A 15031-nucleotide genomic window follows, 5' to 3' on the forward strand; every position below is an offset into this window, starting at 1 on the left:
TCTTTCCTGTTTAGCGGAAACGAACGCCATCTACCATGTGGCCGATGGAATCGTAGACCTGGTTATCCCACTGGTGGTTGGTGAAGAAGTACTGGCCATGGGAGCCGCCGGTGGGCTTGGCGGCGTAGAGGGTCTGGGCGGAGAGGTCGCACACGGCGTCGAGCGGCAGGCAGTAGTCCACGCGGCTGACGTTGGCGCGCATCTGCGGGAAGTAGCCCATCGGGCCGCCCGCGCCCTGGGTTGCGCCGACGACGGCCGGGTCCCCTGCACGGGTCAGCGGGTTACCAAAGGTCACGACGCCAGCGAGCTGACCGCGGTGGGCCAGTTCCACCTCGTGGTTGGCCAGAATCATGGCGCCCTGGGAGTAGCCGGACAGGATGTATTGCGGGTGGCAACCGGTGGCGGCTTCATAGCTGTTGATCGCGCTGGTCACGCCACGATTGCCGGTCTGCACGGAGTACATGAACTGGTTGATGGCGGAGACCGCGGTGTTGATGACCGGGTTGGCGTACTGCGTGGCCAGGCGCACGAGGTCAGCCGCGGTGTTCGGAACCGACTCGTTCGGAACAGAGTATTCCGGGTAGGTCGCCGGATAGTACTGCGGCTCCAGGCCCAGCACGTAGACGTCCTTCATCAGCGAATTTCCGCCGTGAGTGGCCTGGTAGCGTGCCTCGGCGCCCTGCAGCATGGCGCGGATGGATTCGCCCTCCCATCCATTGGATGCGCGGCCGCCCTGGTTCGAATACTGCGTGGGGTAGACCTGACCGTTTTGGCCGGAGCCACGCGCGGCGACGACGACCACTGCGGGGCACTGTTCGTCAGCGTGCGCGGCGGGTGCAGAGATGGTTTGCGGGACAATGAAGGCGGACACGGCCATGACGGCGGCGGCCACGGAGGAAGCAATGCGGGACAGCATGGGAGAAAGGCACCATTCAGTTCTTTGTTATTACCGCGCTTTAGAATACCCAGTGCTCCCCCGGCGCGCAGCACGAACCCCTAAGGGCGGGTCTGGCCGGTGCCCTGCAACACCCATTTGGTGGATGTTAGCTCCGGCAGCGCCATCGGGCCGCGCGCATGCAGCTTCTGGGTGGAGATGCCGATTTCGGCGCCCATGCCGTATACCTCACCATCGGTAAACGCGGTGGAAGCGTTGAGCATGACCGCTGCGGCATCTACCTCGTTGGCGAAGGTCAGCAGCACGTCAGCATCCTGGGCCGCAATGGCCTCAGTGTGGCCGGTGGTGTACTCGGCAATGTGCGCGATGGCGCCGTTGACGCCGTCGACCACCTTGGCGCAGATATCCATGGAGAGGAATTCTTCGCGCCACTCCTCGTCGGTGGCCTCCACGGCGTCCTCAACGCCGAAGGCCTCGAGCTCCTTCACGTCGCCGTGGATGGTGACCCCTGCCTCCTGAAGGGAGGTGATGATGCGGAGCTTGGAGGCGTCGTCAAACGCAGCGTCGATCAGCACGCACTCCGTCGAGTTACACACAGAGGGACGGCGGGTCTTGCCGTTGATCACCATGTCGATGGCCTTGTCCAGGTCGGCGGAGGCGTCGACGTAGAAGTGGCAATTGCCGGTTCCGGTTTCGATGGCGGGGACGGTGGCGTTTTCCACAACGGCGTTGATAAGGCGCGCGCCGCCGCGCGGGATGACCAGGTCGACCAGGCCGCGGGCGGTGATGAGGTCCTGCACGGAATCGTGAGTCTCACAGGGCAGAAGCTGCACGCCTTCGCGCGGCAGATCGAACTCCACCAGGGTGTCCTGGAGGAGCTCCACGAGCTTGGCGTTGGAGTTCTTCGCGGACTTCGAGCCGCGCAACAGCGGCACGTTGCCGGACTTCAGGGCCAAACCGAAGGCATCGACGGTGACATTCGGGCGGGCCTCATAAACCATGCCCATCACGCCGAGCGGTACGCGGACCTGCTTCATCTGGATGCCATTATCCATGGTGCGGCCCTGCAGGATCTCCCCTACCGGGTCCTGGAGGGAGGCCACCTGGCGCAGGCCGCCGGCAATACCCTCGATGCGGGCGGCATCAAGCGACAGGCGGTCGATGAGAGACTCGGACATGCCATTGGCGCGGCCGGCCTCGATATCGAGCTGGTTCGCCGCGAGGATGTCCTCGGTGTGCGCGATGAGGTTCTCGGCCGCGCGGTTTAAGATCTCATTCTTGCGCGGGGTGGGCAGCTGCGCGAACTGCGGCGCCACCGCCTTGGCAGCGCGGGCTTTGGACAGAACTTCTTCACGTTCAGTGTTGCTCATGCCATACCAGCGTACGGAAGGTCTGCCCGCTTGTCAGGGATTCTGTGCAGCTATGGGTTCTTAATGAGCGCCAGTTTTAGGCCCCAAGTTCGCGGCGGCGCTCCGCCGCGGCACGCAGGCGCTCGGCGCGCTTTTTCTTTTCCCCTTCAGAAAGCTCATCGAAGAGCTCTTCATCCGACTCACTGAACTTCAGCACCCCGCGCGCAGCCCAGGAAGCGAAGAACGCGATGACGGGCGAGATCCAGAAATAGCTCCAGTCGAAGACAAAAAGCCCAAGGAAGAGGGCGATCATCGCCACCGACCAGATGACGGAATCCACTATCTGCACCTTGCGCCCGCGGGAGAGCATGTCCTCCAACTCCGCCTCGTGGCGGGTGGCAGGTGCTGAAGCACGTGGGGTGGAAAGCTCCGGCAGGTCCGCAAAGAGCTTTTCAACGTCCCCGCGCGTGCGCGCCGCGGCGGCCTCACCGGTGCGCTGCTCAAATTCATCGGGGCCCAACGCACCGTTGACGAAGTGCTGGCTCAGTTGCTCCAGGGCCTCAGAGCGCTCCGCATCACCAACACGGATATCGGGGTTCTCCATTAATAACCTGCCTTCGGGTCAACCAGAGTAGGCAGCTTGTCCCCCGCCGCGAAAGCCTTGGCCACCTTGACGGTGTGCGCGCCAATCTTCTCGCGCACGGAGCGCTGCGTATTAGCAATGTGTGGGGTGATAACCACGCGCTTATCCTGCCACAGCGGGTGGTCCTCCGGCAGCGGTTCAGGGTCGGTGACGTCGAGTGCCGCACCCGCGATTTCGCCTGCCTCCAGTGCCGCGACGAGGTCCTCCGTTTTGATGAGCGGTCCGCGGCCCACGTTGACCACGACCGCGTGATCCGGCATCTGCTTAAATGCCTCCGCGTCCACCATGTGACGGGTCTCCGGGGTCAGCGGGGCGATGAGCACGAAGTAGTCTGCTTGCGGCCAGACCTTGTCGACCTGGGAAATCGGGTAAGTCTCCTCCGCGCCCTCGACCGGGTTGCCGGAGCGGTTGACCGCAATGATGCGCGGCCCAAAACCGGAGAGCATGCTGATCAGACGCTTGCCAATGCCACCGGCGCCAATAATGGCCACCGTCTTGTCGTCGTAGAGGTAGGAAGTGTGCGCCTCCATCTCTGCATAGGAATCAAACGTGCCGTTGACGCGGCGGTGCGCATGTAGCTGCGCCAAAAGTAGCGCGATGGTGGATTCCGCCACCGTGTTGTCATAGACACCGGCCGCGTTCGACCACGGCACGCTGCTCCCCTTCATCACTTCAAGCACGTGGTCCACGCCCGCCGAAGGAATCTGCACGAAGCCAATGTTCTCCGGCAGCGGGTCCGGGAAATCGCTGCCGTCGCCGGTGTAGATGAGGAAGGAGGCCTCATCTAGCGGGGCGCGCTCAAAGCCCGCGGCGTCAAGCACCTTGATGGTTTCCTCCCAGGGGTGCGGTTCGATGGCGTACTTCATGCATATCCTCCTTAACTAGTAGCCGGCGTCCGGGTCGACGCGCGTGGGCATGTCCTCGCCGCGCTCCCACGCGGCGGCGTTGGCATTGAAGATAGCACCCAGGTGGTACTGGGCCACGTGATCCGAGGCCGCCATGTGCGGCGTCAGCGTGGCGTTGGGCAGATCGTAGAGCGGGTGGCCATCCGGGAGCGGCTCCGGGTCCATGACCTCTAGGCCCGCGCCGGCAATCTCGCCGGAGCGCAGGGCCTCCACGAGATCGTCCGTGACCACGGTGCTGCCACGGCCGACGTTGACGAATACCGCCGAAGGCTTCATGGCGCGGAACACCGCTGCGTCGAAGAAAGCTTCCGTGGCGGCCGTCGCCGGCAGGATGCTCACGACGAAATCCGCCTCAGACCAGGCCTCGTCGACGCGCTCGATGGGCAACGTCACGTCCACTCCCTCTACCGGGCGGCCCGAGCGGTTCACCGCGGTGATGTGTACGCCGAAGGGCGCGAGGTAGGCCATGAGCTGCTTGCCGATGCCTCCCGCGCCCACGATGAGCACGCGCGTTGGCCCCTGCTGCTCATAGAGCCAAGCCTGGGATTCATCGAGCTCGCGCGCCACCGACCAGGACTTCGCCAGGGCGAAAGCCTTGTGGTGGTGCGCTTGGGAGAGCATGAGCCCCAGCGCAGATTCCGCCACGGGCTTAGCAAAAGCACCCGCGGAGTTGCACCACGGCAGGCCATCCCGCCGGATAAGCCCGGCATCGATGTGCCGGTTAACCCCGGTGAAGCAGTACTGCACCCACTTGATGTTCTCCGGAATCTCCGGGGTCTGCGCCGGGTCCGAGGCGGTATTCACAAAGACCTCGGCTTCCGCCAAACTTTCGACGCGCTCGTGTCCGGCTGCGTCGATATCTGCCACAGTTGCCGCCCACACGTCGGGGCCCATGAAATAGCGCATTAAATACGGGAGGCGAAGTTGGACAGGTAGTCGGCATGGACAACCGGGCGGCGCATATCCTCCGGCAGCTCATCGGTGTGCTTGCCCAGCAGGTTGTGCAGTGTGGTGGAGTCATAGCCCACCTCGCCGCGCCCGATGACCTGGCCCTTGGGCCCCATGATGTCCACGATCTCACCGGCGTTGAACTCGCCCTTAATGTCGGTAATGCCCACGGCCAGCAGGGAGTTTCCGCCGCGGACCACGGCCTCCATGGCGCCCTCGTCCAGGCGCAGGGAGCCGCCGGTATCCGCGCAGTAGAGAGCCCAGAACTTCCAGGCGGATAGGCGGCGTTCCTCACGGGTGTGGAAGACGGTGCCTACGGAGGCGTCGTCAAGCGCCTGCCCAATATTATCCGCCGAGGTCAGCAGCACGGGAATGCCGCCGCGCGTGGCCAGGCGGGCAGCCGAGACCTTCGTGGCCATGCCGCCGGTGCCGACCTTGCCGCCGTCGCCAGCAACGACCGCCTTGAGGTCCTTGCCGGTGCGCACCTCCTCCACAAACTTGGCGTCCGGCTCGGCCGGGTTCTTGTCGTAGAGGCCGTCCACGTCAGAGAAAAGGAAGAGGGCATCCGCGCCGACCAGATTGGCCACGAGCGCAGAAAGGCGGTCGTTATCACCGAAGTGCATCTCGGAGGTGGCCACGGTGTCGTTCTCGTTGACGATGGGCACCGTGCGCATCTGGCGCAGACGGTCAATGGTGCGCTGGGCGTTGCGGGCGCGATCGCGCTTGCCGACGTCCGACGCGGTCAGCAGCACCTGGCCAATGGTGCGGTTATAGCGGGCAAAGGACACACCCCACTCGTAGGCCAAGTGCACCTGGCCCACCGCGGCTGCCGCCTGCTTGGTGGCCAAATCGGTGGGGCGGGTGGTCAGGCCCAACGGGCCCATTCCGGCGGCCACGGCACCGGAGGAGACGATGATGATGTCGGAGACGTTCATGCGTGCGCAGACGGCGTCAACGATCTTGTCGATCTTCTCGGTGGAGGTCACGAAGTCATCGCGCGTTAGCGACGAGGATCCGATCTTGATGACGATGCGCTTGGCTTTAGAGATCTCCTCGCGCAGCGGCGAGGAGAAACCGCTGGATTTCTCCGATAGCGTGGTCGTCTCCGGATAGTCCATATCCGGGGTTGGCCCCTCGAAGGGTTCGAGGGGAAGAGGATAGTCGAGCTGGTTGTCGTGTTCGGATGACATACCGGCTCAGTATACCGGGCTAACCCTGCCAGCGATCGCGGTTCGCGGACTCGCGAGTGACCTCCCCATCCGTGCCAAAGTCGAACTCGTCCACGAGGCCGCGGCGCGCCTGGGAGGCGCGCTTGCGCTCAGCGGCGGAGACGCGGTCGGTGCCCATGAGGCGGCCGTCCTGTCCGCGGCCCGCATCAGTTGCGCGGCCACCGGCCATCGGCTCGTACTCGAAGGTGATGTCCCCGATGGTGACCGGGCAGCCTTCCTCCGCGCCCTGGCGGTGCAGTTCTTCCTCGACACCGGCCTTGGCCAGGCGGTCTGCGAGGTAGCCCACGGCCTCGTCGTTTTCGAAGTCGGTCTGGCGAATCCAGCGGTCGATCTTGTCGCCCTCGACGATGAATCCGCCCTCCACCTCGGGGTCGGGGCGGACGGTGAAGTCGGCGAAGGAGCCCTTCTTTTTCTTGCCCACGGACTTGGGCTGAATGATGGTGTGGTTCTTGTCCACCGCCGCCTTGGGCTGTGACTTGCGGTGTTCTTTCACCATCTCCATCAGCTTGTATTTGAGGGGCTCTAGCCCCTTGCGCGCCACCGCGGAAATGATGAAGACCGGCCAGCCGTACTTCTCCTCGAGGTCACCTTTGACGAATTCCGCGAGCTCCTCTGCCTCGGGAACATCCGCCTTGTTAAGGATGATGACGCGCGGGCGCTCGCGCAGGTCACCGAGCCCGGTGTCCTGCTCCAGGAGCTCCTGGTACTTGGCCAGCTCGGTCTCGAGCGCCTCGATGTCGGAGAGCGGATCGCGGCCCGGCTCGATGGAGGCGGTATCCACCACGTGGGCGAGAACCGCTGTGCGCTCGATGTGTCGTAGGAAGTCGAGGCCTAGGCCCTTGCCCTCGGCGGCCCCCGGGATGAGGCCCGGGACATCCGCCATGGTGAAGGACTCGTAGCCCATGTCCACCACGCCCAGGTTGGGCTGGAGGGTGGTGAAGGGATAGTCACCGATCTTCGGCTTGGCTGCCGAAAGGACGGAGATGAGGGAGGACTTGCCCGCGGAGGGGAAACCGACGAGGCCGACGTCCGCCATGGACTTCAGCTCGAGGATGAGGTCGCGCGCCTGGCCCGGCTCGCCCTGCAGCGCAAAGCCCGGGGCCTTGCGGGCGGCCGAGGCTAGCGCTGCGTTTCCAAGTCCACCGAAACCACCCTCCGCGGCCACGAAACGGGTTCCCGGGACCGTGAGATCCGCGAGCATCTCCCCGTCCTCGGTATAGACCACGGTGCCTTCAGGGACCTCGAGAATGAGGTCCTCGCCGCGCGCGCCGTTGCGCCAGTCACCGGCGCCGTTGCCGCCGCGGCCGGACTTCAGGTGCGGGCGGTAGTGGAAATCCATGAGGGTGTGGATCTGGGGTGAGACCTCCAGCAGGATGTCTCCGCCGTGGCCGCCGTTGCCGCCATCGGGCCCGCCGAGCGGCTTAAATTTTTCGCGGTGGACGGAGGCGCAGCCGTGTCCGCCGTCGCCTGCCTGCAAGTGCAAAACCACTCGGTCAATGAATCGTGCCATGCCCGCTAGTCTAACGGTTCCTGGCATACCGTCCTAGTTGAGCACTGCGGGGATCTGAAGCAACGCCCCTTTAGTTTTCTCCACGCTCCCCCCGCCACGCCGGCCGCGTGAAAACGACAAAATCCCGAGCGAAAAGCTCGGGATTACGCCATGAAGCTCTTAGGCAGTTGCTTCTGCAACAACCTCTTCGGCCGGAACAATGTTGACCAGACGACGTCCACGCTTGACGCCGAACTCAACAGAGCCTGCCGCGAGAGCGAACAGGGTATCGTCGCCGCCGCGACCAACGTTCTCACCCGGGTGGAACTTGGTGCCGCGCTGACGCACGATGATCTCGCCGGCCTTAACCTGCTGACCACCGAAGCGCTTAACGCCGAGGCGCTTGGACTCGGAATCGCGACCGTTGCTGGAGCTGGAAGCACCCTTCTTGTGTGCCATGTGGTTTCCCCTCCTTCAGGGATGAATTAGAGCCGGTTAAGGCTTACTTGATACCGGTAATCTTCAGCGTGGTCACCGGCTGACGGTGACCAAGGCGACGCTTGTAACCAGTCTTGTTCTTGTACTTGAGGATGTCGATCTTCGGGCCCTTGCCCTGCTCGACAATTTCAGCGGAGACGGAGACCTTCTCCAGGTCTGCAGCCTTCGACTTGACGGTTGCGCCATCGACGAGCAGAACCGGGGTGAGAGCAACGGAGGAACCCGGCTCACCCTCGATCTTCTCGACCTTGACGAGGTCACCTTCAGCAACCTTGTACTGCTTTCCGCCGGTCTTGACGATCGCGTACATAGAGGGCTACCCCTTATCTAAACTCGGCTCGCTAGCAGCTGGGTGGTGCCGCTAACGAATGGACATTGGACATTGGCGTTTAGAACCACATCCGCGAGAGACGTGCGGGAACCGCAGCGCGTCCCATCGAGCGCATTCATGGTCTAAACAGCGACTGTCAAAGACTACCCCGTGAGGGGGCGAAAAGGCAAAACGCCTTTTCTAGCGCGACCTGCGCCGTGCTACTCGACGCCTCCCGCGCCCGCCCTTTCGTGCCTTCGACGCTGTGGTCTGTGCGGAAGACTCTCGCCGCTGCGCTTCGCTCCCCTGTCCGCGTTCATTCGACGCCGGGGTGGACTGGCTCTGTGCCATCTTGCGCACCACTCGGCGGCGGCCGCGGCTGCGGGTCGCGCGCACGCTCGCGTTCTCGCCCGGCTCCGCACCCTTGCGCTCAGCCTTGGCCTCCTTTTTAGAGGTGGCTAGTTGAGCGTCCTTTGCTGGGGTCTCGTCCTGCGCGAAGTCTTCACGCTTCGGGCGAATATCCGAGCGGGAATTTCCGCGCGTGCGGCGCTTGCGGCGCGGTGACTTCTCAAAGGCTTCAACAGCCTCGTCATAGGTCTGCTCCGAGCGCTGCGTGGATGCCTTTTCCGCACCGGCGTGCTCATCGCGCTTGCCGTGCTTCGCGCGCGAGCCCTCGCTCGTCTCCTCGCGCTGTGGCTCCCGGAAGGTACGCGTTGCCCGGCGCGGCTTGCGCGAGCGCTTCGCCTTCGACTTCGGCTTCGAGCGCTTCGCGTCCAAGCTTTCCGCTACGGCATAGCCAATGGAGGCGCTATCCGGGGTATCCGGCTCGTCCTCGTCGACGACGACCACGTTGGCCACGAGCTCCTCCAAGGAGGACTCGTCGTCGCGCGTTGTGTCCTGTTCTGCGCCGTTTCCATGCTCGGCGGCTTCCTCCTCGTCGCGGTGCATGCGCACGGCAGCCGGGTGCTGCTTCGGATCGCGCTGCGGTGCGCGGCGCTCCTTGCGGCCACGGCGCTGCGGCTTCGAATTCTCTTCCTCGGCATCCTCATCAACCGGGTACTCGTGAATGATGATTCCCCGGCCATGGCAGGCCTCGCACTCGGTGGAGAAAGTCTCGATGAGGCCGGTGCCCACGCGCTTTCGCGTCATCTGCACCAGGCCCAGTGAGGTGACCTCAGAAACCTGGTGGCGCGTCCGGTCACGTCCCAGCGCTTCCTTGAGGCGGCGCAGCACAAGGTCCTGGTTTTCCGGCAGCACCATATCGATGAAGTCCACGACGATCATGCCGCCGATATCGCGCAGGCGCATTTGGCGCACGATCTCCTCGGCCGCCTCGAGGTTATTGCGGGTCACCGTCTCCTCGAGGTTGCCACCGGAGCCGGTGAATTTGCCCGTGTTGACGTCAATGACCGTCATGGCCTCAGTGCGGTCAATGACGAGGGTGCCGCCAGACGGCAGCCACACCTTACGACTCAGGGCCTTCTGCAGCTGCTCATCAATGCGGTAGGCGCTGAAGGCATCCTCGCCATCGTGGTCGCGGGCGTCATAGCGCACAACGCGGTCCGCCAAGTCATGCGCCATGGAGTCCACATAGGCGCTGACCGTGTTGTAGGAACGCTTGCCGTCCACAACCAAGGTGCTGAAGTCCTCGTTGAAAAGGTCGCGCACGACCTTGATGAGCAGGTCCGGCTCTTCGTACAAGGTGACCGGCTTGGCACCCTTCGTTGCCTTCTCGTGCGCGGCGCGGGCGCTAATGTCCTCCCACAGGGAGTGCAGGCGGTTGACGTCGGACGCGATGTCCTCCTCCGACACGTTCTCCGCTGCGGTACGGATGATGGCGCCGCCATCCCCCGGGATGACGCGCTCCAGAATCCCCTTGAGGCGCTTGCGCTCCGGCGCCGGCAGCTTGCGGGAAATACCCGCGCTGCGCCCGCCCGGCACATACACCAGGAAGCGGCCGGCCAAAGAAATCTGGGTGGTCAGGCGCGCGCCCTTGTGGCCGATGGGATCCTTGGCCACCTGAACTAGGACCTGATCACCGGACTTCAAGGCGTTTTCCACCTTGCGGCCGCGTCCGCCAATGCCCAATGCGCGCCAGTCGATGTCGCCCGCGTACAGCACGCCGTTTCGGCCCTGTCCGATATCGACGAAGGCTGCCTCCATCGAGGGCAGCACGTTTTGCACACGGCCCAAGTAGATATTGCCAATTTGGGAGGGGTGCGTCTCCGTCGTGACGAAGTGCTCAACCAGGAGATCATCCTCCAGCACACCGACCTGGGTGATGATGCCCGCGCCGTCGGTGCGCTGCTTATCGCGCACCACCATGGTGCGCTCTACAGATTCGCGACGCGCGAGAAACTCCGCTTGGGAGACGATGTGCTGGCGCTCGCGGCCCTTCTCCCGCAGCTCCGCACGGCGGCGGCGCTGCGCCTCGATGCGGGTTGAGCCCTTGATGGCCTTCGGCTCTTCAATGTGCTCGACTTCCTCGCGGGCTGGCCCGCGGCTTTCCGCCCCGCGGCCGCGGGAGGTTCCGCGGCTGCCGCGACGGCGACCACGCGGTTGGTTCGACGGCGCCGAATCTTCCTCGGTTTCTTCCTCGCGCTTTTCTGGCTTCTGGCGCTTGGCCAGCGGAGTGATCTTCGGCGCCATGAAGACCGGCGCGAAGTCGTACACGTCCGGGTCTTCCTCAGCCATCGGGGTGATCAGCGGGGTGAGGTCCTCGTCCTCGTCGCTATCACCGGCCTCGGCGAGCGCCTCGTGCAGCATTTCGGCATCGACCTTGTCGACGATCTGCGAAATCTCGTTATCAACGTTCTTGCGCACGCGCTCACGCAGCTTTTCTTCTTCCTCGCTCAACTGCTCCGGCTGCTCCGGCTGCGCAGCAGGCTCTTCCGGTGTGGGTTCCCCTGCCTGCCCCTTCGGCTCAGCCTTCTTGCCTGCCTTGCTCACGCGCTTCGCCGCGCGCTTGGCGCGCTTCTTCTTCACGGTCTTCTCCGGCTTTTCTTCAGCCGGGGCTTCAGTAGTTTCTTCGACAGGTTCTTCGGGGGTCTGCGCAGCATCGGCCGTGGCTGCAGCCGGGTTGGCGTCCTCGGTGGCGGCCTGCTCGGGAGCTTCGGTGGCGGGCACGAGGACGTCGATAAGCTGGCCCACCTCTTCCGGCGTCAGTGTGGACTGTGCGGACTTCTTGATTCCCATCTCCGCGAACTGGGCCACCAATTCCTTGGAAGCCACGCCCACCTGCTTGGCCAAGGCATAAAGGCGGGTCTTGGGCGCGAGTGCCTCGCGGTCAATCCCCGCTACAGCCGCAACCAACGTCGATTCAATACGTTCTTCTTTTGTTTTCTTCTTGGATGCCATCAGTGGCTTATCTCCTGACGTTGTGCTCACCCCGGGCGCAGGTTGCCGCCACACGGTAGTGAGTCTTTGAAAAATTCTCATCATCTTTATTAAGTTGTCAGCGCCTTCTATTCTGGCACAGAGCTCGATTAAGGCTCACATGTTAGTATCGCCGCTATGTCCAACGGCGCGCCCACAAACACACCTGCAGAGCGGAAAATACCTGTCCACGCGCCACGCACTGTGGCGCAGGCGCGCGCCCGCAACGAGATCGCGCTGCGGAATATCGTGACCGTAGCCGTGCCCGCGGGCATCGCTTCAGGCCTTCGCGTCGTTGACTTCCCCTATCCCTACGCGGTCCCGGTCTACGCGGTGCTCATCATGGTGATGCTCTACGGCGCCATCCGCATCATTCGCAGCAAGCCAAAGTTCGTCCAAGCTGCGCAAGAAGAGTACCGGGCGGGCGATTACCCTCTTCTCGCCTACTTTCTACCGGTGCTTGCTATCTTCTCCCCTCTCATCACTGAGGGAATTCAGTCCACCGGGATTGTCGGCGATATATCGCTCAACCCTATCCTCGTAGCAGCGGGCCACACGACCTTTGCCATACCGGCGTTTATCATCGGTGGCCGCGCCTTCGGCACCACTGCCTTTCGCGTGGGCAAGCGCCGCATCAAAGCCATCACAGAAAAGGACAGCTTGGATGGCGTCACAGAGAAAAGCATTGCCGCCGTGGAGGATCACCCGGAGGCCCTCAGCGGACTGGTGGCGGCGGGCGCCGTTACCGGTAACACCATTTCCATCCCGGCATTGAGCAGGCTACTCGGCTACGAGGAGGGGCTCGAGGAGGAAATGCGCGAGCTCGAAAAGTCCGGCGTAGTGAAAATGTCTGGTTTTATTTATGGCAAGAACCAGCGGACCTTTAACATCACTCTGACCGAAGTTGGCGTGCGCAGCATGGACGCTGCACGCACGCGCTAGCGCGGAAGAGTGTCATCTCCCGGGAAGAGTTTCGGACCAATCCACAGCATGAAATAGACCAGACCAACGAGGACTGGAATTTCAACAAGGGGACCAATCGTTCCGGCAAGGGCTTGAGCAGACATCGCTCCGAAGGTGCCGATGGATACTGCAATGGCAAGTTCAAAGTTGTTTCCTGCTGCAGTGAACGCCACACTGGCAGACTGCGCGTAATTCATACCAACGGCCTTTGCCACGCCCAGCGACAATACAAACATGCCCACGAAATAGATAACCAGCGGCACAGCCACGCGCGCTACCGTTACTGGCTGTTCCACAATGTGCTCGCCCTGCAGGGAGAAGAGCAACACAATTGTGTACAGCAGACCAATCATGGCCAGGGGCGATACGGCTGGGAGGAAGCGGTTCTCAAACCATTCCCGTCCTTTTACCTTTTCGCCCCACACGCGAGACAGCGCACCCAACAGGAACGGTATGCCCAAGAAGACGAGTACGGCCTTGACGATGGCCCAGAAGGAAAAGTCAGCGCTCGTCGTGTCCAAGCCCAGCCATCCGGGGAGGACGCGAAGGTAGAACCAGCCCAGAACACCAAACATAGCGACCTGGAAGATGGAGTTCAGGGCGACAAGCACAGCCGTTGCCTCGCGGTCAGCGCACGAGAGGTCCGACCACACAAGCACCATGGCAATACAGCGCGCAAGTCCCACAATGATGAGGCCGGTCCGCAGCTCCGGCTGGTCCGCCAAGAACAGCCACGCCAGAGTAAACATAAACGCCGGCCCCACCAGCCAGTTGAGGACGAGCGATACTGCCATGAGGCGGCCATCCGTGGCAATTTCCTTGGTCTTCTCGTAGCGAACCTTGGCCAAGGGTGGGTACATCATGACGAGGAGGCCAATGGCGATCGGGATGGAAATCCCGCCGACTTCAACGGCGCCCAAGGCTTGGCCAATCCCGGGAATGAGGTGGCCAATGAGCAGTCCGGCGGCCATCGCCAGAATGATCCACACGGGTAGAAACCGATCAAGAAAAGACAACGTCGGGCGCTGCGGCACAGCCATGTCTCTCCCTCCTTCAACGTTGAACAGAGCACGATGCAAACATGCAATGTACAGCACGTATTGATATGCGTCAATATAACGTAGGGCGCAAGAATAACCCCTATACTGATCGCATGGCTTCCTCTTCCACGCCCGAGACCAGCGCGCGCGGCACTGAGTGTTGCTCCTTAAGCACGGGCCCGCTCAGCGACGCCGAGGCGAGGCATTTTTCGCAGCAATTCAAAGTGCTGGCAGACCCAGCACGCCTGCGTCTTTTGTCCATCCTGTGCGATGAAGGCTGTGGACCCATGAGCGTCACGGAACTCACCGAGCTCACTGCGCTGAGCCAGCCCACGGTCTCCCACCACCTAGCGCGCCTGCGGGAGGCAGGCTTGCTATCCAGACAGCAACGCGGCCGCACCGTCACCCACCAGGTGCACAAAGACGCCTTTATGGCATTGCGCACGCTGCTCTCGTTCGACTAAGCCGCGCCCAGATTATCTGTGCTCGAGCACACAGGACGGGTTCGGGCTAAGGGCCAGAAATGACAAAAGCCCGAGCAGTTCATTCATCGTTGTGAACTGCTCGGGCTTTATTGCGCGCTAGGCGCGATGAACTTCTTTAGAGGTTCGGGAACCAGATGGAGATCTCACGCTCAGCGGACTCCGGGGAGTCGGAACCGTGGACGACGTTCTCGCCAACGGTCAGAGCGAAGTCACCGCGGATGGTGCCCGGGGTGGCCTTCTCCACCGGGTGGGTGCCACCGGCCAGCTGACGCCATGCGGCGATAGCGGACTCGCCCTCGACGATGCCAGCAACCAACGGTGCAGAGGTGATGAAGTCAACGAGCTCGCCGAAGAAAGGCTTGTCCTCGTGCTCGGCGTAGTGCTTCTTAGCGGTCTCCTCGTCGGCGACGCGCAGATCCATGGCGACGAGCTTCAGGCCCTTGCGCTCGATGCGAGAGATGATCTCGCCCACGTGGCCGTTCTTGACGCCATCCGGCTTGATGAGAATGAGTGTACGTTCAGTCATAGGGCACATAGTACAGAACAGGTGCTCCCGCGTCCTGACAGTGGGGCTAATTCTAAGCGTTACGTGAGGTGTTGCACGATTTCTTCCGCGCGCTCATGGCTCGTTCCGCGAAACCACAACTGCACTTGACGCACGGCCGTGCCGTATTGACCGCTCTCCAGCAGGCTTTTTAGCTCCTCGCGGTGCCACTCTTCCAGATCCGCAAACTCCACCGGCCGCTCATCGCGCTGCTGCTTGAGCATACCGACGACGAGGAAGACGAAGGCCGGAATCAGCAGTGCGAGCGGGAACGCGAAGCCACCGAAATACAGCTTGGCCACGAGCGCGGCGATGCACAGCAGTGCGGAAAGACCGTAGAGCAGAAAGAGCATGCCCG

The 15031-nt window shown here is 62.9% G+C and carries 15 protein-coding genes; 2 read left to right on the forward strand and 13 right to left on the reverse strand.

All coding sequences use genetic code 11. The features are described 5' to 3' along the window. Positions 1-10: 10 nt before the first annotated feature. The 10 genes from R3O64_RS09965 to R3O64_RS10010 all read right to left on the reverse strand — a co-directional run bounded on the left by R3O64_RS09965 (position 11) and on the right by R3O64_RS10010 (position 11623). Positions 11-916 carry a cutinase family protein gene (locus tag R3O64_RS09965; protein ID WP_193629825.1) on the reverse strand — a complete coding sequence of 302 codons (906 nt, stop codon included), beginning with the start codon at positions 914-916 and terminating at the stop codon, positions 11-13. An 80-nt stretch (positions 917-996) separates the two neighbouring features. Beyond that, positions 997-2265 (reverse strand): glutamate-5-semialdehyde dehydrogenase, encoded by a 1269-nt coding sequence (locus R3O64_RS09970; RefSeq protein WP_339016831.1) that lies wholly within the window; start codon positions 2263-2265, stop codon positions 997-999. 76 nt (positions 2266-2341) lie between these two features. Further along, complete coding sequence (locus R3O64_RS09975; RefSeq protein ID WP_070525723.1) at positions 2342-2848, reverse strand: DUF1707 SHOCT-like domain-containing protein; 507 nt, start codon at positions 2846-2848, stop codon at positions 2342-2344. Then, positions 2848-3753, reverse strand: coding sequence for a D-isomer specific 2-hydroxyacid dehydrogenase family protein (locus R3O64_RS09980; RefSeq protein WP_250224234.1), 906 nt, complete (start codon positions 3751-3753; stop codon positions 2848-2850). The genes R3O64_RS09975 and R3O64_RS09980 overlap by 1 nt, the downstream gene beginning before the upstream one ends. Before the next feature lie 15 nt (positions 3754-3768). Then, on the reverse strand, positions 3769-4698 hold the full coding sequence (locus R3O64_RS09985; protein ID WP_339016832.1) for a D-isomer specific 2-hydroxyacid dehydrogenase family protein: 930 nt from the start codon (positions 4696-4698) through the stop codon (positions 3769-3771). Then, positions 4698-5858: a glutamate 5-kinase gene (proB, locus tag R3O64_RS09990; protein ID WP_227486272.1), complete on the reverse strand. Its 1161-nt coding sequence runs from the start codon at positions 5856-5858 to the stop codon at positions 4698-4700. The genes R3O64_RS09985 and proB overlap by 1 nt, the downstream gene beginning before the upstream one ends. A gap of 91 nt (positions 5859-5949) precedes the next feature. Then, entirely contained in the window at positions 5950-7479 is a 1530-nt protein-coding gene (obgE, locus tag R3O64_RS09995; protein ID WP_070530445.1) for a GTPase ObgE, read from the reverse strand. 159 nt (positions 7480-7638) lie between these two features. Continuing rightward, a complete protein-coding gene (gene rpmA / locus R3O64_RS10000) occupies positions 7639-7917 on the reverse strand; it encodes a 50S ribosomal protein L27 (protein WP_070519487.1) in 279 nt (92 codons plus the stop codon). Between the two features lie 43 nt (positions 7918-7960). Continuing rightward, positions 7961-8266: a 50S ribosomal protein L21 gene (rplU, locus tag R3O64_RS10005; RefSeq protein WP_010190885.1), complete on the reverse strand. Its 306-nt coding sequence runs from the start codon at positions 8264-8266 to the stop codon at positions 7961-7963. Between the two features lie 201 nt (positions 8267-8467). After that, entirely contained in the window at positions 8468-11623 is a 3156-nt protein-coding gene (locus tag R3O64_RS10010) for a translation initiation factor IF-2 N-terminal domain-containing protein (RefSeq protein ID WP_339016833.1), read from the reverse strand. A gap of 156 nt (positions 11624-11779) precedes the next feature. Here R3O64_RS10010 and R3O64_RS10015 point away from each other — a divergent pair, with 156 nt between their 5' ends. Then, positions 11780-12583, forward strand: coding sequence for a hypothetical protein (locus R3O64_RS10015; RefSeq protein ID WP_339016834.1), 804 nt, complete (start codon positions 11780-11782; stop codon positions 12581-12583). On the opposite strand, the gene arsB is transcribed toward R3O64_RS10015, so the two are convergent. Beyond that, on the reverse strand, positions 12580-13644 hold the full coding sequence (gene arsB, locus R3O64_RS10020; RefSeq protein WP_339016835.1) for an ACR3 family arsenite efflux transporter: 1065 nt from the start codon (positions 13642-13644) through the stop codon (positions 12580-12582). The genes R3O64_RS10015 and arsB overlap by 4 nt on opposite strands. Positions 13645-13757: 113 nt before the next feature. On the opposite strand from arsB, the gene R3O64_RS10025 reads away from it, so the two are divergent. Then, positions 13758-14108: a metalloregulator ArsR/SmtB family transcription factor gene (locus tag R3O64_RS10025; protein WP_339016836.1), complete on the forward strand. Its 351-nt coding sequence runs from the start codon at positions 13758-13760 to the stop codon at positions 14106-14108. Positions 14109-14244: 136 nt separating this feature from the next. Here R3O64_RS10025 and ndk read toward each other — a convergent pair whose 3' ends face one another. Further along, positions 14245-14655, reverse strand: a complete 411-nt coding sequence (gene ndk, locus R3O64_RS10030; RefSeq protein WP_039676402.1) for a nucleoside-diphosphate kinase — start codon at positions 14653-14655, stop codon at positions 14245-14247. 59 nt (positions 14656-14714) lie between these two features. After that, on the reverse strand, positions 14715-15026 hold the full coding sequence (locus tag R3O64_RS10035; protein WP_070711118.1) for a hypothetical protein: 312 nt from the start codon (positions 15024-15026) through the stop codon (positions 14715-14717). Between the last annotated feature and the right edge of the window lie 5 nt (positions 15027-15031).

The organism is Corynebacterium hesseae (genome assembly GCF_037850265.1).
GTDB lineage: Bacteria > Actinomycetota > Actinomycetes > Mycobacteriales > Mycobacteriaceae > Corynebacterium > Corynebacterium hesseae.